Below are 22,247 nucleotides of genomic sequence, written 5' to 3'. Positions count from 1 at the left end.
AAACCTGCAAATGACAAGCGTTTATTTTGTCTTTTGGCCTTGTGCACGAAGAAATTTCAGCAAAGCATAGGCAATTATAGCTGTGAATAACTGATTGAACAACGCATTGGATGTTGTGCCAAACAATACGGGAACGTTCAAATTCAGCTAAATCCAGCGGAAAAATGATTCAATTGCCCAGCGCGATTTGTACATGGCGGCGATTCCTTCGGACAGATAGATTGATAGAACATATATTCCCCAAACTACTCCAGTAATTACACCATCTGAAATAACACGTCCCATACCCACTAATTATTTTTCATCAAATGCGTATGGCGTATCAACTTTGATTGCACATTCGTTCCAAATCATTACTTGTTAATTTAAGTGAATTCCATCATAAAGATTCATATAGGTTTAGTAATTAGTCAAAGTTATTAGGGTGTTCTGTCATATAATTTATATATTACTATATAATTACCTCCTGATTTTTGTATATTATAGTTCTACATCGACACATAATATATAACTTTTTCTCATTGCTTATTGAACTAATCTGCTCCGTTCAAGAAGAACCCTATCAGTTTAAATAACTCAGATTTTGGCAAAATTAAATTGATTCAAATGATACCCACCTTTTAGTAATCTCAGAAAATTTCTTAGTCGCGAGTGAGGTTGGTTTTCTTATAGCTAATCCAATAGTTCGATAGCTATCACTTTCAAGTGGAATGGCTGCAAAAGAAATTTTTGATGTCGGTATAATCATTTCTGGCAATATACTAATTCCTAGATTATTCTCCACCATGGAGATCACTGAGTATTCATTCATATTTTCGAATCGAATATTGGGGCTAACTTTATTCTCCCTAAATATTTTTTGAATATCATCATAACACTGATATGTTGGCATAATAAAAGGTACATTTTCTATTTGTTGCATTGATACTTGGTTTTCCTTACATAATGGGGATTGGTTAGATACAACACATAAAAGTCGATCCCTCTTCAATTGTACGATTTCAAAGGATTTTTCAAATGATTCAAAGTAAGTATCATTATTAATAAATCCACAATCTAATCTCCCGTTTTGTAACCAATTCTCAACCTCAGCATAGTTTCCTTCCAGTAATTCGATTTCAATATTTGGAAACTTTTCCTCCATTTTTTTAAGAATACCAGGAATCCAGTTTTTAGAAATACTCGAAAAAACCCCCACTCTTACTGTTCCTTTTTGGAACCCATTGATAGCGGCTACTTCCTGCTTCAGCATGTTGTTATAGTATAAAATTTTCCGAACGGTAATTAAAAGCTCCTCTGCATTTTTGGTCAATGTTAAAGTAGAGTGATTACGAATAAATAAAGGAAAGGAAAACTCTTTTTCCAAACTGCTAATTGCATGACTTACAGCAGATTGGGTGAAACCTAAAACTTCTGCAGCTTTTGTAAAACTATTGAGTTCTGCCACTTTGTTAAATATTTCATATTTTGTTAAAGTCACTATGGTCCTCCTCATGAATTTTATTCATGTCTCCATTATATTTCTTCGTTTTATTTAATGCCATTACCAACATACAATAAGTGCATGCTCTATTATATGACCCTTGACAAGGGATGTATTTTTTATGGAAGGATGAAGTGAAATGCAAAAAATTTTAGTTACAGGTGCTGCAGGTAAGATTGGCCAAGATGTTACAAGATTCCTAGATAAGCAAGGGAATTACCAGTTACGGCTAGCAGATATTAACTTATCTGCTTTAGAAACTTTTAAAGATACAAATCATGAAATCATATATTTAGATGTTTCTGATTTAGCTGCTTGTCAAGAATTTACGAAAGGTATAGATATAGTTATACACTTGGCAGGTAATCCTTCGCCAAATGCTGATTTTTATGGCTCTTTATTAGAAAATCATATAAAGGGAACCTATAATATTTTTAGAGCTGCTAGTGATAATAATGTATCCAAAGTGATAGTTGCTTCCAGTGCTCAAACAATTGAAGGCTATCCTTTGGATTATCAACCACATGCTTATTCACCCACGAGACCCAAAAATATGTACGGGGTAAGTAAGTGTTTTGCAGAGGCTGTTGCTTCTTATTTTGCTTATGAAGAAGGGTTACAAAGTCTTGCTATTCGTATAGGTGCATATGATGATTATAATCCATATGGTAAACCACTAACAGCTAGAGATATGAGTGCATACTTAAGCCCAGAAGATTTTATGGACCTTCTCTTAAAGTCGATGACGGCAAAGAACTTACCTCCATTTTCAATTTTACATGGTGTATCTAACAACAGGTTTAAACGAATTGATATTGAAGGAACAAGAAAGTTAGTTGGTTATAGCCCAAGTTCTGATGCTTTTGTACTAAGTGGTATTAAGTTCTTTGATTCTTGATAAAGGCATATCTAGAAAAGAGATTATATTATAGTAGGCGCTACCATGATCTGGTTGGCGTCTTGTTTGTTGTTAAGGAAAGATAACAAAACAAAAATTCCTTAATCACAAGGCTTTAAAAGTAACCTATCCATAGTGATATTAAAGTTACTACTAACAGGGCAAGAAGAAATGTGATATTTCGAATCCACTTTTGTATATCATCAAAATACCGCTTTATAAATGCAACGTTGATATAAAACATGAGAAATACAACAAAGAAGGTAAAGTTACCAAATTTATCATTCAATTTTTCATTAGTAAATGTGCTTACATGAAGGAATAGTAAAGTAAAAGTTACTAAGAATAACTCAAATAGCCTTTTTTTGCTCACGCCACCACCACTCTACAGTAATTTCCTTTCGTTTTATTTTATCTGAACGTAGTGTGTAGCAGACTATGAATATTATACTTATGTAAAAAAGGCTAACAATTTAAGATTGTTAGCCTTAATCGCGCCTTTTAAAAGAATAACTCAATACAACAAATGACTGATTCTTCAACTTGCAATATATTCTCCTTTAATTACAAAAAACGAACCTCGAATTGTTCCAGCAAGTTTAGACTTCTGTCTAGCAAACTTAAACTTCTCTACTAACTCCGTTGGTATCTCCATTCCCTCAGAAAGCTTAAATCCAACAGCCCGCTTCTTTGGGTTATCCAGCGTATACATGACGTTGACTGCAAGACCATCCTCATAGAAGACATAGGCAAATTTAATATTTTCCACTTGAAAACACGATGTTTCTAAAGGTTTTGCCGCAAACTCAATATCACGTTCTTCTTTCAAAATGCGGTTCACATAATCAAGAGTCTTCTCGCTTTCACTAGCTGGTACAACCGTAAATTCATGCTTGTATTTATTCATAAAGTAACGTGCTTCATGGGCACGTAAACCAGCAAGTGCTTCTGCTACAGGTGAAGACTCCATGCCAGCTGTAGTTACGTTTTTAAAATCAACTATATTGGACAATTCCATCTCTCCTTTTAACACTTTACTTCCTAACAACTGGAATCCATATTTCACCAAATACTAAGCCGTTTCGCTGCCCCATCTCAACTGTTGTATTTGGCCCACCAACATAGGAAAAATCTTTTACTTCTGCTAATGCTTGACCAAATGCAATACCAGTAAGCTTATTACTTAGCTCCTCAGCTGTATCGCCTTCCCCTTTAACTACTAGGTATTCTCCCCTCGGAAACTGGATAACTCTAGATTCTTCTTGTATCGTTGCCTCTGTCATAACACCAGCGTAATACATCATCTTGTTATTCACCGCTTCACTCACAGAAAAAATGTAATCATTTGTAGCTAAAGCTTTTAAAGTGTCCAACCTTCCATCTTGTTCGACAGCCAGCCAAAAGTCTGCCTTTTCCTTGTTTATGCCCGCAAAGTCTGTATAGTGGCTCTTAAGTTCAGTTCCAATACCTAACACGATAAAGCTATCTTTTTCTTCTATTGTATAATTTTTCATATTTAAAACCTTCCTCACTTTTAAATTGATCAAGCGATTTATCTTTTCACTTGATGAGTTTATAATATCTTTAAATCATGTCAAAAAATGATACTGTTTAGGAGACCAACATGAAAAAAGTTGAACGGATTAATACGATCATGCGCTATATTAACAACCGCTCCCACTTTACAATTTCTGAAATCATACGAGAATTTAACATCTCACGATCGACAGCTATTAGAGACATTAGAGAAATTGAAGCCATGGGGATGCCGCTCGTCGCTGAAGTTGGCAGGGATGGAGGATATTTTGTCATGCATAACTCTATCTTGCCCGTTGTTCGCTTTACTGATAATGAGGTCAAAGCTCTTTTTATTGCCTTTATGGCCACAAGAAATCAACAACTTCCCTATCTAAAGAGTCGTCAGTCTTTAGCCGAAAAATTACTAGGACTCATCTCAGAAATCCAGCAGGATGACCTTGTTCTTTTAAATCAAATCTTTCTTTTTGAAGGGACTAACCCTCATAATCCTGACCTACTTGAGCTTTCTGACCTCCCCCATCCTATGTTAGAAAAACTCATCCAAATCCTTCTTTTGGATAGCCATTTATTGATTACCGTAAAAGAAGAGGAAGAAACCAAGTTTTATCCAATTTATCTACTACACCTTTATCAAGAAAAAAGCCATTGGATAATTGAAGGCTTTGACATAAAAGAAGAAAAAAAGAAGATGTTTCTTGTCGATCATCTCATTAATGTCGAACCCTATACGACGAAAAATAGATTAAGTAAGAAAAAAATTTCAGAAAAACTAAGTAAGAAGGACGAAGCAATCAACCTTGTACTTGAACTTGGTCCAAAAGCGATTACCCAGTTCAAAAAATACCATCCTATAAAAATTTCTATTTCCTATACAAATCCTTACCAATCCACAGCCATTCTAAAAACTTTTATCAATGTTAACAATCTCGATGAATTGATAGAAATAACAAATTGGCTACTTTTCCTAGGTAAAGATATCAAAATCAGGGAAGTTCCTGAAGAAGTGTTAGAAGGTTTAAAAGAGAGATTATGTTTATACTGCCCATAAGCAGTGGTCAGTTAAACCCAAAATAATATTGAGTTTGACTAGATGCCAGTTACCTCTATTTAAATACCTAGTAAAAACATTTTATTCGCTACCGCTACTTGAAACGCTCTTCTAAGAATAACGCCAACACAAAAAAAGACATGAACTAATCTTTGTTCATGTCTTTTCATATTAGAGTTTAACCCTCATTAAATTACTTGTTCTAAATTCGAATTTGGATTTATCTTCTCCATAATCTCTTTCATTCATTTTTCATATCCCGCTATTTTAGCACTTGAACTAACAATAGCGAATTAGAATAATGACTTAATACTTGCTAGGACAGTAAGTATACCTACAATAATGACAAACACATTGCTCATTTTCCCTCTGTATTTAGCCAGTACTGGTACTTTACGAATCGCATACATTGGTAATAGACATAAGATCGCAGCAACTAATGGACCGCTAAGAGCATCAATGATTCCAAGAATACTTGGATTTGCATAAGCAACATACCAGCATGTTAATACGACAAAAGTAAGAATCATTGTCTGAACTGTTTTTTCTCCTATATCTTTCCCGCGTTTTTTACCGGACTTCATAATCATGTCACGCATTACCTCATACGCTCCTACATAATGGCCAAGGAAAGACTTTGTAATAGCCACAAAAGCAATGATAGGAGCTGCAATAGTGATTACAGGCGAATTAAGCTCATTAGCAAGATATGATAGGATTGACAAGTTCTGTTCTTTTGCCATCTTAAGATCATCTGGAGTCAAACTTAAAGTACTGCTCCAAACAAAGAACATAACAACAGCGAATGTCATGATATAGCAAACTTTTTGTATTTGAGCACACTTGGCATCAGTAGCTTCTATTCCATACGTAGCTCTCTGTTTCATAACGAATGACGAAATCATAGGAGAATGATTGAACGAGAATACGATGATTGGTAGTATCATCAATATCACTCCAAAATACCCTGTTCCTGTTGAAGCAGTAGACGCACTTGAGAAACTAAGCATTGACGTATTCCACTGTGGAATTAAAGATATTGAGATAAACAGTAAAGAAGCTATGAAAGGATATACTAGCATGCTCATTATCTTTACAGTGATATCTTGACCGAAATTTAGTATAGCGATAAGACCGAGTACTAATACAAGTGATAAAATGGCCCTTGGAGGCTCCGGCATGTGCAATTGATGCACGATAAAACTACTTGCAGTATTTGTAAGTGCAACCGAATACATCAGTACGATCGTATAAATTGAGACGAAATATACTATGTTAAAAATTATACTTGCCTTATTGCCAAAATACTCTCTTATTGTGCCTGTAATCCCCTCATCAGCAGAATTGGAAGCGTATATCATTTTAGCAAGTGCCCTATGTGAGTAATACATAACAGGAAATGCAAGTATCGTAATTAACAGTAATGATAATAAACCACCTGAACCGGCATTAATAGGTAAAAAGAGTACTCCTGCTCCAATTGCTGTTCCAAAAAGGCTCAATGCCCAGGTAGTATCTTGTTTATGCCACTTTTTAGGATCTGGATATTTCTCATTTTTCACTGCAGTGTTTTCAGCTTGAAATTCTATTTTTTTTGCAGTATTCCCATTCATATAATAAATCCCCCTTGTATCCTATTCTTACGTCTCTTTTTAGGCTTAAGAATATAGACCATTCTTAAAAAATGAACCGCTTACTAGATGCGCCATATTGTAAACGATTCCACCTAAAGCTGTCTCTCTTAATGTGCGAGGCATTTATCCTCCAACCCTATACTTACCATTGATGATATTGTTTACACCAGCTAATACGATGTCCGCTGCTGCTAAACTATTTTGAAGAAATTCCCCTTCTGGTCACACACCTTTCTGTAAGTAATCGTTTCAGTCTGTCCAATTTTAAAATGTTTGATATTTTCTTCGTAGGTAATCGGTTACCTCTCGACGCCCTCATTATAACGTTTATATTTGCGAGTCTAATATTTTTTTATTTTTAGAAAGACAGAATAAACAGAATTATGAATAGATAATAAATTACAATTGGTATGTAGCAATTGTGTCTATTTTTTGAAGCTGTATTAGTTAATAGAAAAGTAAACATAATACAGAGTTCCTTTCGTTAACACATTGATTATATTAGGAACTCGTTATAAAGATACTTATATTTCCCTTTGCTTTCACATCTTATCTTTGACATGAAGCTGTTGTAATAAATAATACACATTGATGTAAAGGAATAAATTTAGAAAACATAAAATTATTTTCATGAATTTTTATTACATATAACGAATTAACATTCATTTTTCAGAAAAGAAGAACTTTTCCAAAGGAGCCTACGCACCTTATATAATGGTTATCATGTTAAGCCTGTTAAAAGAATTACACCATAAGTTTCCATTTACTATATGTAATATTTATTAAGTGTAGTTTTTTCTAAATATGCATAATTACATACTTAGAAAAAGAGAGTATACTTTCGAATTGTGTAATAAAGATATAGCCCACCTACGGAAACAGGTGGGCTTTTCATGTATAAAAATTGCATTTATTATATGGCAATTAGAATTGAGGGCAAAATATTATCTCTTCCCTTTTAACTCTCTCAGTCTGCTTTTTCTCAACGTCTGAGCCTACTTACGTACCAACTGCATAACCAGTAAGAATACTAACAATTATAGCAATAACTAAGATTAATGTGATTTAAATCCATTTTCCCATATATATATTATTCCAGAAGATTTAGTTGCCATTAACTGGTGGTGTTACCCTAACTGACGTTTAAATGCTTTGCCGGCGAAGAAGTAAGCGATAACCATAATGCCCACACACCAAGCAAGTGCAATCCAAATATCGTTGCCAACAGCCTCTTCATATAAGAGGGCACGAATCGCATTCACGATTGAAGTCACAGGCTGGTTTTCAGCGAACGCACGAACAATTTTTGGCATAGTTTCGGTAGGAACAAAGGCCGAACTAATAAAGGGCAGAAAAATTAGTGGGTACGAGTAGGCTGTCGCCCCTTCCATAGACTTCGCTGTCAACCCAGGAATGATAGCCAGCCATGTCAGCGCCAGCGTAAACATCCCGAGTATTCCAGCTACCGCGAGCCAATCCAGAATATTAGCACTGGAACGGAAGCCCATTAAGAGCGCAACAAGGATAACCACCACGATAGTAAGCACATTAGCAACAAGTGATGTTAATACGTGAGCCCATAATACCGACGAACGCTTGATAGGCATAGTAATGAAACGTGCCATCAGCCCGCTCTTTACATCCGTAAACAACCGTACGGAAGTGTAAGCGACACCGGATGCGATAGCCATCAGCAAGATTCCCGGCAATAAATAATTGACGTAGTTATCCGTTCCTGTCTTTATGGCGCCGCCAAATACGTAGACAAACAACAGCATCATCATAATCGGCGTAATCGCTACCGTAATAATTGTATCTGGACTGCGCATGATGTTGCGCATTAAGCGCCCTAATAATACCCCTGTTTTACTCTTCATTTACATCTCCTCCTTTTTGCCAATGATCGCAAGGAAAATTTCTTCCAATGTCGGCTGCTTTTCGATATACTCCACTTTTGTTGGCGGGAACATCTCTTTAAGTTCTGTAAGAGTACCAGTCTTAATAATTTTTCCGCCATGCAAGATAGCGATACGGTCCGCCAGTTGTTCGGCTTCCTCGAGGTACTGGGTCGTGAGCAAGATGGTTGTGCCGCCGCCGGCAAGTTCCTTGACGGTATCCCACACTTCAATACGCGCTTCGGGGTCAAGCCCTGTCGTCGGTTCATCGAGAAAAATGACTGCTGGCGTCCCAATCAAGCTCATGGCGATATCAAGCCGGCGCTTCATCCCACCTGAGTACTGGTCTGCCCTCTGGTTGGCTGCATCAGTCAGGCTGAATCTTGCAAGCAAATTATCAGCGACTTGAGCAGGACTAGAAACTCCACGCAAATTGGCAATCATTATCAAGTTCTCTCTCCCCGTGAGCATACCGTCTAAAGCTGCAAACTGCCCTGTCAGACTGATACTTTGACGAACATGATCCGGTTGACGCTGAACGTCAAAACCACAAATACCTACTTCGCCGCCATCTTGCTTCATCAGCGTCGAGAGGATATTGACTATCGTCGTCTTGCCCGCTCCATTTGAGCCCAGCAGTGCGAAAATGGAGCCACGCTGCACTTCAAAATCTACCCCTTTTAACACTTCCTTATCTTTAAAGGATTTTTTTAATCCTTTTACAGAAATCGCTGTATTGGTCATGCTTTTTTCCTCCTTAAAAAATGTTTTGTAAAGATAGACTGCCTACACCCTCTATTTAGTATTACTGATAATCTGTATTACTTAGTACTGATTTAAAAATATAACTGAATAGCAATGGCGTCAATTCACATTTGTAACCAGCTAATCAGTCGGTATTACCTGTTGCATTTATTTTTTTCTCAATTGCTTCATGATACTTTCATTCAAATCTTCACGATACTTGGAAACATAAGTTTTAGCGTTTGCCACTAGTTCGTCAGCAAAGGATGCCACGTCCTCCCCAGTGATTTCTAGCACTTGTCTGCCTTCCGCCGCACCGGCTTCAAACAAATCGATTAGTTCATACTGTATGTGTAGCATATCCATCCCGTTACCAGCTGAGAAATTCCACATGTAGTTTTGAATTTTCTTAAACACAAACTGATAGTCCTCTGGCAGAGCTCCAACCCGTGCCATCATCATTTTGTACTCTTTTTTATCACCAATTAATTTTTTGAACATTTCCAACATATTATTTTTCCTCCTTTTTTATAAAGCAGAACAAGAAACTCCCAAAATATCGGCCGAATATTTAATCTTATGAGGCTAGTTTGACTTCAAGACGTTAATTTTTGATGATACAAAATCCCATTTTCTCCAAAATAATTCAAGCTCCTGACGGCCATCCTCATTTAGTGAATAAAACTTGCGAGGCGGCCCCATGTCTGACGGTTTCTTTTCAATATTCACAAGTTTTTTCTTCTCTAATCGCACAAGGATGGTATAGACCGTTCCTTCCACGACTTCAGTAAACCCAAGCTCATTCAGGTGGCGGGTAATCTCATAGCCATAAGTTTCACGGCGGCTAATGATTTCCAGAACACATCCTTCCAGCGAACCTTTCAGCATTTCAGTTAAATTTTCCATATTCTGATCCTCCTTTACCCCCTATTCTGTCTGACTTATATTCAGTATCACAGAGTACTAAGGCTAATTTTTACTGAATAGCTTTTGAGAAACCTCACTATTCAGTATTACTTATTACAACTACATTGTACGACTAAGTAGATGTAGTGTCAACTCGATTTTTAAATTTTTTCTTAAATCCGCTTTTGCCTATTGGATACTGAATATATTTTTAAAAAATACGCTATTCAGTATTACTCATTACCACTACATTGTATGACTATGTAGATAGAATGTCAACTCGATTTTTAAATTTTTTCTTAAATCCGCTATTATCTATTGGATACTGCCTATTTTCTTCTTAAGAAATCTCACCACATACCTATCCAGCTAAGAAAAGGAAATACCCAAAACAAAAATTCCGCATTTTTATTTTGGGCGTTATAATATTCCGAAGTTAATGAATGTGGATAGCTCTCCTTATTAAAAAGACGGATCATTTTTTTGTTCTTCTACTAATGCACCTGTGCATCTAATACATGAGCTTGCGAATACATACAAACTCTTTATAAAGTCAACTCTACATATAGGACATCCTTTTTGTTACGATAACATCATATTCATGTCTTCTGCTGCGGTTGTAATTAGTTTTAAACCGAATGTCTCTTGTAATACATCAAGCACACCAGGTGAAATAAATTCAGGTGCCTTTGGACCAATGCGAATATCTTGAATACCAAGACTAAATAGCCCAAGTAAAATGGCAACCGCTTTTTGTTCAAACCATGATAGAACAATACTCACTGGCAATTCATTCACTTCACATTGAAAAGCATCAGCTAAAGCGGCCGCTATTTTCACTGTAGAAATTGAATTATTACATTGTCCTAAGTCAATGTAACGTGGAATCTCCGTACCGGGCACAACACCATAACTCACATCATTAAAACGGAATTTCCCGCAAGAAGTTGTTAAAATAACCGTTTCTGGCGGAAGTGACGTTGCTAATTCACGATAATATTCTCCGCCTTTTCCCGGAGCATCACAACCTGCGATGACAAAGAAACGCTTAATCTTTCCTTCTTTTACTGCATTAATAATTTCCGGAGCTAATGATAATACTGTATTATGATGAAACCCTGTTACTAACTGCTCATCCGACTCCATATGTACTTCTGGAAGTTCAAGCGCTTTTTGAATCAATGGTGCAAAATCATCATTTTCAATTTTTTGTACACCCTCTAAACCTGCAATATCATATGAAAAGAATCGATCAGAGTATGATCCTTTAATTGGCATAACACAGTTCGTTGTAGCTAATATGGCACCTGTAAATTTTTCGAAAAGGCGTCGTTGATCATACCATGCCTTACCGATGTTTCCTTTTAAATGTTTATATTTTTTCAGTTGTGGATATCCGTGTGCTGGTAGCATTTCAGAATGCGTATAAATGTTAATTTCTTTTCCTTCTGTTTGCTTTAATAACTCTTCTAATGCAAATAAATTATGACCAGTAACTACAATTGCCTTACCTTCTACATGGTTCTGCGTAATTTGAACAGGCTCCGGAACACCAAAGTGATTCGTATGTGCCTCATCTAATAACTCCATTACTCGTAAAGCCGATTTCCCTACTTTCATAGCCATATCAATATGTTCTTGTTCATTAAAGTTAGAATTTGTTAATGTCATATATAGCGCTTCTTGAGTTGTAGCATCTACAAATGCATCTGTATACCCTAGCTGCGCAGCATGCGTACGATAAGCAGCTATTCCTTTTAATCCAAACACAATCGTATCTTGTAAACTTGCAATTGTTTCATTCTTACCACAAACACCCATCACTTTACATCCGCCTGTTGGCGTTTGTTCACATTGATAACAAAACATATCATCCCACCCTCTCCCAATCATTCATTACAAATCAAGCATAATACCCATTAGGAAAAAAGGATGTGATATCAATCACAATAATATATATAAATTTGTGACAGTTCATATTGTTGACATAATATTTTTACTGACACTAAAAAACATACAGAAAAATGGACACCTTTGTTGATGCCTTCAAATAGCTAGATAATTGATTTAGAGAACTATTAGCAACTAATAAGCATACAAAAACACTATTCTTTCTATCATTCAACAGAAAGAATAGCGTTTTTTCATTTTGAAGAACTATCAATTTTTTGATTAAAAATTTTATAGGAAACCTCTTTATTTACAATACATTTACACCATCTTAACATTTTTTACATTATTTATATGATATATTTATATAGAAACTACTTAAGAAATTTCATGTACATTGTTATCTTTATGATCTCTTATTTAATTGATAAGAGGTCATGTTATATTTTTATAACAGGGGTGAATTAGGATGACTGAAACATTAAAGACACTTATAATACTTGATGTTACTTACGTTGTTATAGCAATTATGACGGTACTGGTATTTGTATACTTGGAATTAAAATCTCAGTAACTTATGCAGGCGTAATTGATAGCTTCGCATTTAAATATAGCTAGAAGAAAGCGAGGAGGAAATTGTTTCTCCTCGCTTTTATATTCCCACAGTTTCTTATTTCAACAAATCCAATGTATGTAAAAGTAATCCTCTGTCCCCTACTTCTCCATGACCAGGCACTACTAAGTTCATATTTCCATATCGGTTCAACACATTCTCAATCGATATCGACCATTCATTTACATATGCATCAGCAACATTCCCTAAATCTTTAGCTTCCGCAGATTTCACTAAACAGCCTCCAGCTAAAATGTTGTATTGCGGTAACCATACGACAATATTATCTTCTGTATGCCCTTTCCCTGGATAGAACGTTTCTACTTTTATATTTCCAAACTTCAAATTTGTAATTGTTTGTAAGTCTCCAAGTGGCTCCTCATATCCATTTTTCTTTGCTAGTTCCGCAGTTAATGCTGTACTATGCGCTTTAATGCCTCTTTCTTTCAACATTTTTATCCCGCCAATTCGATCAGCATGCGCATGTGTAATAATGACATCCGTTACGCGCTTCTGAAATTTCTTTTCTACCATCTCTATTAGTTCCTTCGTTAACTTATCATCCCAAGAAGAATCGACAAGCACTAACCCTTTAGAAGTGTTAAGAACTAGACCGTTCGATGGAACTGCTACTCCATTAAAATAACCTAACTCAGTATGAACCCATACATTTTTGTTTAACTGAGAAATTGAAATAGTTCCTGTCTCATTCTTTATTACTTTTTGCTCTAGCTTTTGTTCCGCTTTCACAGAAGAAATTGTGCTAACAAATTGAATTGTTCCTAGTAAACTAACACATACCCCTACTTTTAATAATATATTCTTTTTCATTTTCTCCACCCTTTCTTTCAAACTAAATAGTTATTTCCTATATTAGACAATTCATCTCAAATGTTTGTTCCATCTTTTTTTACATATTTTTCATACCATTAATAAAAAGCGCACAAAATTTTGTGCGCTTTTTAACCTTCCTTTTACCATTCACGTTTTTTATTAATCATCATTTTTTCTTCAAACGCCTTCTCTAAATCAATTTCTAACTTGTTTGCTAAATCACATACATTCCAAATTACATCAAACATTTCTAAACCAATCTCTCTTTTCGAATCTTGTATTTTATCACGCTTTAATATACCTTCCGCTAATTCACCTAATTCCGCCATCACATACATCGTACGCTCTTCAATTGTTGTATCTTGAAATCCTTTTTCTTTACTGAAATTTAATACATATCTCTGGAATTCCACAATATTCATACTTAATCTCCCCTCATCACAAATACTCCATTTTTCTATTACACTTAAAATCAAAAATGTATTTTGTTAAATTATAACATTCATACTATAATTTATTTATAGCCCTTTAACGGAGGTGCTTTTAATGACTCTCTTCGCTTCCCCATCATTATTCATACTAGCAATCATTTCATTTGCATTAGCTTATTTCATCGGAGTAAAACAATACACTTGGCTCTTATCAGGATTCAATGAACGCCGTGTGCCTGATAAAGTTAATATTCTATCTTTAAAAGAAAGGAGTCACTATGAACTTAAAAAGTAACAATATATATGAGAAAATGAACCAATATTCTGTTGCAGGGTTAAGCTTTGCCGTTATACGTGACGGTAAACTTGATGAAGCCACTGCTTTCGGAACACTTGAATCTGGAACAACTAGAACTGTCACTACGGATTCCATATTCAATTCTTGTTCTATTAGCAAATTCATCACTTCAATGCTTGTACTAACGTTATCAGATCAAGGAATCGTATATTTAGATGAAGACGTAAATGATAGACTCACATCTTGGAACATCCCTACCAATCTATTTACTTCACAGAAAAAAGTCACGCTGCGAAACTTATTAAGTCACCAATCTGGAATTATTGATCCTCCCAATAGTTTTGAACATTATAAGCTAGTGCAAGGAATACCTAAAATCCCTGAACTTCTTGCTGGTAAAACATTATATTGCCCAGTACCTATAGAAGTAACTTATGCACCAGAAAGCCAATTCCACTACTCTGACGCAAATTTTTGTATTATCGAACAACTACTTGAAGATATTACTGGAAAATCGTTCAACCTTTTACTTGAAGAATATATCTTTCAACCACTTCAACTGAAGAATAGTACGGTATTCCCTACTGAAGATATAAATAAATTAGATACATTTGCTTGTGGACATAATAAAGATGGCACCGTTACAAATGAGAAGTATCCATTTTATCCATTCGCAGCTGCTTCAGGCATTTGGACAACACCAACTGACTTATCAACTTTAATACTCGGACTCATTCATTCCTTACAGGGAAATAGCAAACTGGAACTTTCTCAAAAAACAGTACAAGATATGATTTCTCCTCAAGGATGCACCAAATGGACTGGGTTAGGTGTTTTTCTAGAGTATTCTAATGAAGACTTACAAATTCATTCACTTGGCTGGGGTGTTGGATTTCAATGTATGATGGTATGTAATCCATACCGAGGTAATGGCGCTGTTATTATGACGAACTCGGATTTAGGTGTTCATCAAAAGGATGGGATTATTGGTGAGATTTTAAAAATGTTATCCTTATAATTAACGAAGTAAAACAAAGAAAGAAGCTGATTCTCCCAGCTTCTTTCTTTATATAACATTTTTCACCACAATTTTAATATGTTCTGGTGCGATAATTTCCGTTATACTTTCCTGGAAATCTTCATGCAGCAGTTCTTCAATATGTTCTAACTGCACTTCGACATGTGTGCATTCTAAATTATGTATGTTTAATAGTGCATAATGATCTTTCTTCTTAATTACTAAATATTGATTTTCTTCTGTTATGAGTACAGAACCTAATCGTATTCCTAGTAGACGTTGATCATCAAACTTCACAATTTTTTCCCCTTTCCAACTACGAATGTAATTACTATACAAAAAACCTAATTTAAGGAAAAGAATCTTATATAGACTATATCATAATTTACTAAAATATAAATATCATATTTTCTTTCAATAGAAATCCCCGTTTTTTTATATATTTCGATACAAAAAACTTTCTCAACAAAAAAATTATAATTTTCAGTTTTTTATTTCATGAAAATCTATTATACTAAAGCTAATAAACGTTTGAAATGTTTGACCTCTCCTAATTCATGTACATATGGATGATCAGTAGCTGTTGCTACTGATCTATTTTTTGATTTCAGAAAGCAAATACACCGCATCCTTTCCTACACCACAAATAAGCGCAGAACCCCTTTGAGATTGCCACGGCAGTCCAATATAATACAATCCTCTTACTGGACTCATTCCCTTTGTATGATTAGGAAATCCATTCATACTCACTGCCTTTTCTATTTCAATCCATTTATAATCTTGAACAAAACCAGTTGACCATATAATACTTTGTGCACTATACGTGCCACCATTCTGAAACATAATATTATTTCCTGATGCACTTACCACTTTTCCCTGTAGTTTTATTGCTCCACTACGAATAAGTTCCTTACCTTCAAAACCAAAAATGGGATCCTTTCGCTTCTGAAACCACCTTCCTCTCTTTGTATGTATTTCGGCATACAATAAACCCATTTTTTCTAACCAATTAAAAATGCTTTTTCTAAAAAGATATAACGGTAAAAAGGTTAACGGATGACTTATAGACATTGTAACTTCATGAGTTTTTGCAAGTTCTACTGCTATTTGCATGCCTGAATTCCCACCACCTACTACAAGTACTTTTCCCTTTGGAATTTGTAATGGTGATTTATATTGGGATGAATGTATTTGAAAAATATGTGATGAAAGATGTTGTGAAAATGAGGGGATGAATGGTTGCTGAAAACCACCTGATGCGATAATAACTTTTTTCGATTGTAAAATTTCTGTAGGAGTGTGTAATTCAAATATTTCTTTCTCTTTTCTTATTTTTAAAACTTGAGTCTGTAATTGTACCGGCAATTGAAAATACCTTGCATATTCTTCTAAATAAATTGCAATTTCATCTTTACATGGAAATCCACTCCCTTCTCCTTTTAATATCATACCTGGTAAACTACTATATTCCCTTGGTGTGAAGAGCTGCAAAGAATCATAGCGGTCTCTCCAAGAATCGCCAATTCGGTTTCCCGCCTCAAGTAATAAGAAACTATATCCTTCCTGCTTCAAGTAGTATCCCATTGTTAATCCAGCTTGACCAGCTCCAACGATAATTATATCTTTCACTCCAATTCCTCCTTCTCACAAACACATGAATACATGTTCATATGTTCATGCGTTTCCATAATCATAACATTTTATTTTTTTATAATTCAATATCTATCCAAAATAAAAAAGAGCAGTTCACTATAAAGTAAACTCCCCTTAATATGTATCATCTCGTTACTCATTAATATTTCAATTGTCCCCAAAGGATCTAACGGCCCATACACACTATCACCTAAATTTATTATCATTTCGAATATCTTTTAATACCGCCTTTAAAGCGTGACTATTCCCATGAACATCTGAAATCATCGCTATTTTTCTCTTCATTGTAACCCCTACTTTGATAAATTATTTATAACACCTCAATTTCTAAACCCGTTCCTCATAAAATGTTATTCTATTTAAAAATGGATCAATCACAGTTAATTCAATTGTATCCCAAGGTGTTCTCTCTATATCAGGTTTTGAATACGCATAATCTTTACTTGATAAAATAGCATAATAACTTTTTAAATCCTCTATTTTCACACGAATTGCACCGCCTGGTGAAGCATCCCCATGATGTTCAGATAGATGTATTACAGTATCATTTAACGAAATTTGCATATATAATGGCATATTTTCCTCATACCGATGTTCCCAATCCAGTTTAAATCCTAAAAAATTAAAGTAAAATAACTGAGCCTTTTCAATATCAAAAATTCTAAATATAGGTGTAATCATTTATAATTCCCTCCTATTTATAAACATCCGCCGCCAATTCCCGCAAAACATCTACATTCATCACTTCAAAACAACCATTGCTTTTCTTTATAATTTCTTTATCACAAAAAACATTTAATGTACGTAATAAATGCCGATAACTCGTCCCTAACAATTCAGCTATTTCCGTTAAATTCCCACTAAACACAATTCGATTTCCGTGCTGAACAGCGCGTTCCCCTGCTGCTAACATGTAACTCGCAAGTCGATTTTCAAGTGGATACAGTAAATTAATTGTACTATTTTTTGAAAGTCGATTTAATTTATGGGCTAAAGAACCGCAAATACATCTCAAAAATTTCGCATCATGAAATAATTGGTTTCTCACTTTCCCTAAAGGTAGCCCAACACAATACGAATCTGCCATCACTTGTACGTTTGAAGCAGTCTTTTGAGAATGAATTAACTCCACATCTCCTAGTAACTGCAAACTATCATAAAAACATAATAATACCGATTTCCCGTTACTTAATGTGTTAAACGCTTTCGCTTTTCCTTCAACAAAGAAATATAAATAATCTATCTCTTCGTTTTCTCTGCAAATGAACTCATTCTTTTTAAAAAATATAAGTTCCATATATGGTTTCATATCACTACTAAAAAATGAATCAATATTATTTTGTTTCATATACTCTGCTAATTTATTAGAATTACATACTTTCTTCATAGTCCCCCACCTTTACAACTCATCCCAATTGTAAACAAAATTTTCTTCTTTCACTATGACATATGTCATAGTAATACACAATTTCAGCATGATACAGTCATTACAAATATGAAATATAAAAAGGGGATATTACATTGTATAACTTTCTTTCTGTCTTTATTGGTGTGCTTATTGCCATTATGCTCCCATTGAATGGGATATTATCTGAGTTAATTGGCAAGTATACAGCAAGCGTTGTCATTCATCTTGTCGGTTTAATAGCAGTTATTTTCGTTTTAATCCTTAACAAAAATAAAATCCATTTCGATAAAGGTATTCCACTTTTTTTATATAGCGCTGGAGCAATTGGAGTATTCACTGTTCTTTTTAATAACATAAGTTTCTCTGCTCTTGGTGCCTCTATTACGATTGCATTAAGCTTACTTGGTCAATCCATCGCTTCCATAGTTATTGATCATTTCGGTTTATTAGGAATGAAAGTTTCGAAGTTTGATAAGAAAAAATTAATTGGATTAGCATTCATCTCTTCTGGAATTATAGTCATGACAATTTACTAATGGAGGTAAGAAAATGTTATATATTTGTATCGCTATTTTAGCTGGTGTTTCTATCGTTGTTGCTAGAATTATTAACGCGAATTTAGCAAAGGAAATTGGAAATTGGGAAGGCACATTTTTCAATTATATTACTGGATTATTTTTCTCCATGTTATTTTTAATTTTCAGTTCAGATTCAATATACATTCCTAGTCATACGTTGCAATCTATTCCTATCGCTGTATACTTAGGCGGATTATTAGGCGTTATCGTCATCTCATTATCAAACTATATTACTCCTAAAATATCAGCATTTTATTTAACGTTACTCATCTTTATCGGACAATTGTTTACGGGGACTATCATCGATTTCTTCCTGTCACACGAACTATCAACCGGAAAAATTATCGGTGGAATTCTCGTATTAACAGGGCTCACTTACAATTTACTCATTGATCGCCCTATAAAAACCGTGAAGCATAATCACGTTCAACTATAATACTTTACGCTTACCTATCATATATTAGTAGAAAAGCTCTTCACATGAAGTAATAGAGAGGAGAATATTCTATTAAGAAAATCATTTTACTGCTAGGTAGCGCATTGATTATTTTTGGAACCGTATGGTTTTTAAACTCTGGAAAATCTATTCAAGATCTCTATACAGCAAGTAAACCAAAGAAAAAAGCTACTATTATTTCAACTCAAAGAGACCCAAATGCACCTCCTGTTTTTTTAGGAAAACAGGAAATAAAAGATATACATGTAGAGTCGCTTAAGACAAAAAAATCTATCTTCCTTACAAAAACAGATGAATTAAAAACATTCATTAACAGTATGGATACAGCAAAAAAAGGCGATTTAACGCTAGATGAAGAAGGTTCTGATTTAGTAGATTGTAACATGTGGATTACTTTCCAAGATGGAACTTATAAACAATATTTAATTTGGATAGTAGATAACAACAGTAGTGAAGTTATGATTGCCCATCAAAACACTCCTGATGACGTAGACCTTACTTATTATCAATTAAATGAAGGTAATTCAAAAAAAGTATATAACTTATTTAAAAAGGTTATTTAATAGAAAAAGTCATGAGCTACTAGGCCCATGACTTTTTCTATTTATATATATTCAGGGAACACTTTACAACTCTTTTCCTGCTCTATATCATGTCCAAAGAAAACAATTGGGTTCTCTTTCCTAACAACTTCTTTTAAACGTTTAATTGAAGATAAAGCTAATTCCGAATCAAATCCAGCGAACGGCACTTCATCTTCAAAATTTTCTTTCGTATAAGATGCATCAATCGTTAATAAAACAGGACCGGATTTTTCTGTCTCAATTAATAGCGACTGATGCCCCGGAGTATGTCCTGGTGTATACAATAATTGAACTCCTGGTACAACTTCATAATCCCCTTCAATGATCTTGTATTTCAAATTCGGCAATATACATTCTTTCATATATTCTTCACTATATTGTGCCGCCTCATATTCAGCACGCTGCACAATAATCGGTGTATTTGTAAAAGCACCATTTCCTCCTGCATGATCAAAATGCAAGTGGGAACTAATAATATAAAGAAGGTCTTCCGGTTCATAACCAACGCGTTTTAAAATATTTATGATTCTATCTTCTTCAGTCATTTTCGGTAAAATATGTCCTTCAACAAATGTACCGTTAAAAAGATCTTCGTTATTAACCGCACTTTCTGGCATACCTGTATCTACTAAAATAGGCCCCTCTTCTGTCTCCAATACATAGCACCATACAGGTAAGTTCAATAAATCGCCCGGTGTGAGCGTACTATTAACAGACGAATGATCCAACATACAACGACCTGCTGGTACGAAATAAAGCTTCTTTACTGTCATTATGTATCCACCTTTACATTTAGTTTTGAATAAAACAATACAGTAAAAAATTCTTCCTACTAGAAATAAACTCCTTCTCTTCTTCCACTGTTTCAACTATTATTTTTAGGTTGTTCACAATTTCTTCATTACAGCATTACTCATCATTTTTTAATTTCCGAATAGCAAAAAAACAATAACCTAGCTGTGATATAACATATAGCAATACCTACAAAACTAATACTAACTCCATTTTGTTGAATAGCCATCACTTTTAAGATATCTAAATTTAATACGTGACCAATTAACGAATACATTATAATAATTGCCATTACGATTACATAATCACTTTTTCTTATTTTTGCGGTCATTAGTCATTCACCTCGCAATATTTTCTATACTAATTGTATATTATTTATCAGAATTTTAAAACCAATCAAATGACAGTATAAAAATGAGTGTACTTTTTTACATAACAACCTTTCTGCATCTATAATAAAAGAGAAAAAGACTCTTACTTTAATGGAGGGAATAAAAATGAAAGCAATTGGTTTACATGAATACTTACCTATTGAAGAAGAAAACAGTTTAATTGATATTGAAGTTGAAAGACCTGTTGCCACAGGAAGAGATATACTTGTAAAGATTAACGCTATTTCCGTTAATCCAGTTGATACAAAAGTTCGATCTCCGAAAGATAAAAAAGAAGATATAGCAAAAATACTTGGCTGGGATGCTAGTGGTGTTGTCGTACAAACTGGCGATGGTTGTACGTTATTTAAAGAAGGCGATGAAGTGTTTTACGCTGGAAGCATTACAAGGCAAGGTACATACAGTGAATACCATTTAGTTGATGAAAGAATTGTTGGTAAAAAACCAAAAACGTTAAGTGATGCTGAATCTGCAGCACTTCCTTTAACAGCCATTACCGCATGGGAAGGTTTGTTTGAACGTTTAGGGATTGATTATAATAAGAAAGATGAAAATTCATTTAAAAACATTTTAATTATCGGCGGAGCTGGTGGTGTTGGCTCGATTGCTATTCAGTTAGCTAAATGGGCTGGACTAAACGTAATCGCAACCGCATCCCGCAACGAAACTATACACTGGGTGGAAAAATTCGGTGCCGATTATATAGTTAATCATCACCAACCTTTAAAAGATCAAATATTAGAATTTGGGCTAAAAGATGTAGATTATATCTTCTGCTTAAACAATACTGATCAGCATTGGCATGCGATGGGTGACATAATTAAACCACAAGGAAAAATTTGCTCTATCGTAGAAAATGAGCACCCTCTTGAGATGGGGGTTTTAAAAAATAAAAGTGCCACATTCGTTTGGGAGTTTATGTTTACAAAAGCGATGTATGAAACTGGTGATATGAGTACGCAGCACGAACTATTAAATAAAGTAAGTGAGCTATTAGATGAAGGCATTTTAAAGACTACATTAAATGAAACATTCACACCAATTAACGCTGAAAACATAAAGAAAGCACATGCACAACTTGAAAGTGGGCGTACAATTGGAAAGATCGTTGTAGAGAAATTTTAATAATAAAAAGTCCGATTTCTAAACGAG

General features: G+C 34.6%; 26 protein-coding genes and 2 pseudogenes. 8 read left to right on the top strand and 20 right to left on the bottom strand.

The window, feature by feature from the left end; genetic code table 11:
• Window positions 1-201: 201 nt before the first annotated feature.
• Window positions 202-436 (bottom strand): annotated as a pseudogene (locus AC0IXC_RS00510) (GNAT family N-acetyltransferase); the annotation flags it as partial.
• A 156-nt stretch (window positions 437-592) separates the two neighbouring features.
• Complete coding sequence (locus tag AC0IXC_RS00505) at window positions 593-1,480, bottom strand: LysR substrate-binding domain-containing protein (RefSeq protein WP_002142572.1); 888 nt, start codon at window positions 1,478-1,480, stop codon at window positions 593-595.
• Between the two features lie 142 nt (window positions 1,481-1,622).
• On the opposite strand from AC0IXC_RS00505, the gene AC0IXC_RS00500 reads away from it, so the two are divergent.
• Window positions 1,623-2,381, top strand: coding sequence for an NAD-dependent epimerase/dehydratase family protein (locus AC0IXC_RS00500; protein ID WP_002014092.1), 759 nt, complete (start codon window positions 1,623-1,625; stop codon window positions 2,379-2,381).
• Between the two features lie 115 nt (window positions 2,382-2,496).
• Here AC0IXC_RS00500 and AC0IXC_RS00495 read toward each other — a convergent pair whose 3' ends face one another.
• From AC0IXC_RS00495 to AC0IXC_RS00485, 3 genes are all read right to left on the bottom strand, one after another.
• The gene (locus AC0IXC_RS00495; RefSeq protein WP_471652438.1) at window positions 2,497-2,754 is read right to left on the bottom strand and encodes a DUF3963 domain-containing protein; all 258 of its coding nucleotides are present in this window, start codon (window positions 2,752-2,754) and stop codon (window positions 2,497-2,499) included.
• A 165-nt stretch (window positions 2,755-2,919) separates the two neighbouring features.
• Complete coding sequence (locus AC0IXC_RS00490; RefSeq protein ID WP_002142573.1) at window positions 2,920-3,429, bottom strand: hypothetical protein; 510 nt, start codon at window positions 3,427-3,429, stop codon at window positions 2,920-2,922.
• Window positions 3,416-3,895: a GyrI-like domain-containing protein gene (locus AC0IXC_RS00485; protein ID WP_002033380.1), complete on the bottom strand. Its 480-nt coding sequence runs from the start codon at window positions 3,893-3,895 to the stop codon at window positions 3,416-3,418. The genes AC0IXC_RS00490 and AC0IXC_RS00485 overlap by 14 nt, the downstream gene beginning before the upstream one ends.
• A gap of 110 nt (window positions 3,896-4,005) precedes the next feature.
• On the opposite strand from AC0IXC_RS00485, the gene AC0IXC_RS00480 reads away from it, so the two are divergent.
• A complete protein-coding gene (locus tag AC0IXC_RS00480; protein WP_137057667.1) occupies window positions 4,006-4,968 on the top strand; it encodes a helix-turn-helix transcriptional regulator in 963 nt (320 codons plus the stop codon).
• 293 nt (window positions 4,969-5,261) lie between these two features.
• Here AC0IXC_RS00480 and AC0IXC_RS00475 read toward each other — a convergent pair whose 3' ends face one another.
• The 8 genes from AC0IXC_RS00475 to AC0IXC_RS00440 all read right to left on the bottom strand — a co-directional run bounded on the left by AC0IXC_RS00475 (window position 5,262) and on the right by AC0IXC_RS00440 (window position 13,906).
• On the bottom strand, window positions 5,262-6,581 hold the full coding sequence (locus AC0IXC_RS00475) for an aromatic amino acid transport family protein (RefSeq protein ID WP_002190259.1): 1,320 nt from the start codon (window positions 6,579-6,581) through the stop codon (window positions 5,262-5,264).
• Between the two features lie 1,148 nt (window positions 6,582-7,729).
• Entirely contained in the window at window positions 7,730-8,479 is a 750-nt protein-coding gene (locus AC0IXC_RS00470; protein WP_002033386.1) for an ABC transporter permease, read from the bottom strand.
• On the bottom strand, window positions 8,480-9,241 hold the full coding sequence (locus AC0IXC_RS00465) for an ABC transporter ATP-binding protein (RefSeq protein WP_002033389.1): 762 nt from the start codon (window positions 9,239-9,241) through the stop codon (window positions 8,480-8,482).
• 168 nt (window positions 9,242-9,409) lie between these two features.
• Window positions 9,410-9,751 carry a DUF1048 domain-containing protein gene (locus tag AC0IXC_RS00460; protein WP_002014108.1) on the bottom strand — a complete coding sequence of 114 codons (342 nt, stop codon included), beginning with the start codon at window positions 9,749-9,751 and terminating at the stop codon, window positions 9,410-9,412.
• 75 nt (window positions 9,752-9,826) lie between these two features.
• Window positions 9,827-10,147 (bottom strand): PadR family transcriptional regulator, encoded by a 321-nt coding sequence (locus tag AC0IXC_RS00455; protein WP_002128372.1) that lies wholly within the window; start codon window positions 10,145-10,147, stop codon window positions 9,827-9,829.
• Between the two features lie 582 nt (window positions 10,148-10,729).
• Window positions 10,730-12,016: a hydroxylamine reductase gene (gene hcp, locus AC0IXC_RS00450; RefSeq protein ID WP_002137545.1), complete on the bottom strand. Its 1,287-nt coding sequence runs from the start codon at window positions 12,014-12,016 to the stop codon at window positions 10,730-10,732.
• A gap of 691 nt (window positions 12,017-12,707) precedes the next feature.
• Entirely contained in the window at window positions 12,708-13,481 is a 774-nt protein-coding gene (bla2, locus tag AC0IXC_RS00445; protein WP_060749107.1) for a BcII family subclass B1 metallo-beta-lactamase, read from the bottom strand.
• Between the two features lie 143 nt (window positions 13,482-13,624).
• Window positions 13,625-13,906, bottom strand: a complete 282-nt coding sequence (locus tag AC0IXC_RS00440) for a MazG nucleotide pyrophosphohydrolase domain-containing protein (protein ID WP_471652437.1) — start codon at window positions 13,904-13,906, stop codon at window positions 13,625-13,627.
• Between the two features lie 124 nt (window positions 13,907-14,030).
• Here AC0IXC_RS00440 and AC0IXC_RS00435 point away from each other — a divergent pair, with 124 nt between their 5' ends.
• Together AC0IXC_RS00435 and AC0IXC_RS00430 are read left to right on the top strand one after the other, a co-directional pair.
• On the top strand, window positions 14,031-14,210 hold the full coding sequence (locus AC0IXC_RS00435) for a DUF3784 domain-containing protein (protein ID WP_002142579.1): 180 nt from the start codon (window positions 14,031-14,033) through the stop codon (window positions 14,208-14,210).
• Window positions 14,194-15,231 (top strand): serine hydrolase domain-containing protein, encoded by a 1,038-nt coding sequence (locus AC0IXC_RS00430; RefSeq protein ID WP_471652436.1) that lies wholly within the window; start codon window positions 14,194-14,196, stop codon window positions 15,229-15,231. Before AC0IXC_RS00435 ends, AC0IXC_RS00430 begins: the two co-directional genes overlap by 17 nt.
• A gap of 48 nt (window positions 15,232-15,279) precedes the next feature.
• On the opposite strand, the gene AC0IXC_RS00425 is transcribed toward AC0IXC_RS00430, so the two are convergent.
• The 5 genes and pseudogenes from AC0IXC_RS00425 to yeiL all read right to left on the bottom strand — a co-directional run bounded on the left by AC0IXC_RS00425 (window position 15,280) and on the right by yeiL (window position 18,271).
• Entirely contained in the window at window positions 15,280-15,528 is a 249-nt protein-coding gene (locus tag AC0IXC_RS00425; protein WP_002087603.1) for a hypothetical protein, read from the bottom strand.
• A 297-nt stretch (window positions 15,529-15,825) separates the two neighbouring features.
• Complete coding sequence (locus AC0IXC_RS00420) at window positions 15,826-16,860, bottom strand: flavin-containing monooxygenase (protein ID WP_326997405.1); 1,035 nt, start codon at window positions 16,858-16,860, stop codon at window positions 15,826-15,828.
• A 131-nt stretch (window positions 16,861-16,991) separates the two neighbouring features.
• Window positions 16,992-17,169: pseudogene (locus tag AC0IXC_RS00415) on the bottom strand (metallophosphoesterase family protein); the annotation flags it as partial.
• A gap of 42 nt (window positions 17,170-17,211) precedes the next feature.
• Window positions 17,212-17,565 (bottom strand): glyoxalase superfamily protein, encoded by a 354-nt coding sequence (locus AC0IXC_RS00410; RefSeq protein ID WP_002087610.1) that lies wholly within the window; start codon window positions 17,563-17,565, stop codon window positions 17,212-17,214.
• A gap of 13 nt (window positions 17,566-17,578) precedes the next feature.
• A complete protein-coding gene (gene yeiL, locus AC0IXC_RS00405; protein ID WP_002165330.1) occupies window positions 17,579-18,271 on the bottom strand; it encodes a transcriptional regulator YeiL in 693 nt (230 codons plus the stop codon).
• A 134-nt stretch (window positions 18,272-18,405) separates the two neighbouring features.
• Between yeiL and AC0IXC_RS00400 the strand changes: the two genes are divergently transcribed.
• The 3 genes from AC0IXC_RS00400 to AC0IXC_RS00390 all read left to right on the top strand — a co-directional run bounded on the left by AC0IXC_RS00400 (window position 18,406) and on the right by AC0IXC_RS00390 (window position 19,890).
• Window positions 18,406-18,828: a DMT family transporter gene (locus AC0IXC_RS00400; protein WP_002033402.1), complete on the top strand. Its 423-nt coding sequence runs from the start codon at window positions 18,406-18,408 to the stop codon at window positions 18,826-18,828.
• Between the two features lie 13 nt (window positions 18,829-18,841).
• Window positions 18,842-19,306 (top strand): DMT family transporter, encoded by a 465-nt coding sequence (locus tag AC0IXC_RS00395; protein ID WP_471652435.1) that lies wholly within the window; start codon window positions 18,842-18,844, stop codon window positions 19,304-19,306.
• A 104-nt stretch (window positions 19,307-19,410) separates the two neighbouring features.
• Complete coding sequence (locus AC0IXC_RS00390; protein WP_002033404.1) at window positions 19,411-19,890, top strand: hypothetical protein; 480 nt, start codon at window positions 19,411-19,413, stop codon at window positions 19,888-19,890.
• A gap of 41 nt (window positions 19,891-19,931) precedes the next feature.
• Here the strand turns inward: AC0IXC_RS00390 and aiiA are convergent, their stop codons facing one another.
• Window positions 19,932-20,684 (bottom strand): quorum-quenching N-acyl homoserine lactonase AiiA, encoded by a 753-nt coding sequence (gene aiiA / locus AC0IXC_RS00385; protein ID WP_326997402.1) that lies wholly within the window; start codon window positions 20,682-20,684, stop codon window positions 19,932-19,934.
• 143 nt (window positions 20,685-20,827) lie between these two features.
• Window positions 20,828-21,034 (bottom strand): hypothetical protein, encoded by a 207-nt coding sequence (locus AC0IXC_RS00380; protein ID WP_326997400.1) that lies wholly within the window; start codon window positions 21,032-21,034, stop codon window positions 20,828-20,830.
• Between the two features lie 166 nt (window positions 21,035-21,200).
• Here AC0IXC_RS00380 and AC0IXC_RS00375 point away from each other — a divergent pair, with 166 nt between their 5' ends.
• The gene (locus AC0IXC_RS00375; RefSeq protein ID WP_471652434.1) at window positions 21,201-22,220 is read left to right on the top strand and encodes a zinc-binding alcohol dehydrogenase family protein; all 1,020 of its coding nucleotides are present in this window, start codon (window positions 21,201-21,203) and stop codon (window positions 22,218-22,220) included.
• Window positions 22,221-22,247: the final 27 nt, after the last annotated feature.

The organism is Bacillus sp. AC266, from assembly GCF_979253805.1.
This window is presented reverse-complemented; position numbering and strand designations above follow the sequence as displayed.